This is a genomic window from Salinimicrobium oceani, from assembly GCF_012037645.1.
Map to the genome: position 1 here is coordinate 1 of NZ_JAAVJR010001186.1, position 348 is coordinate 348.

Sequence of the window (348 nt, forward strand, 5' to 3'; positions counted from 1 at the left end):
TTTCCATAGCCGATAAAATTGTAGAGCTGGCAAAAGCTGTTCATTTAAAGACATCAAAAAAGGAGGCTTAAAACCTCCTTTTTGACACCTCTGTAGAATTATTTTTGCGGCGGTTTTGTAGGCCTTATTTCGATCTTACTCGGCAACGCCCGTTGATTCATCTTCAAAAGATCCACCACTAATTCACCTATATCCTCTTTTTGTATTTTCCAGGCATCTTGTTCGGAAGGTTCGTGGTCATTAAAATGAGTCGCAACAGAACCCGGCATAATGGTAGTTACCTTGATATCATAGTTTCTAAGATCAAGCATGACTGCCTGGGTAAAACCGGTCACTCCAAACTTACTG

Annotated in this window: 1 protein-coding gene; it reads right to left on the reverse strand. The window is 40.5% G+C overall.

Features of this window, described 5'->3' with window-relative positions; all coding sequences use genetic code 11:
- Positions 1-98: 98 nt before the first annotated feature.
- Positions 99-348: SDR family NAD(P)-dependent oxidoreductase (locus tag HC175_RS21390; protein ID WP_168139946.1), on the reverse strand; the 250-nt coding region annotated here is incomplete at its 5' end.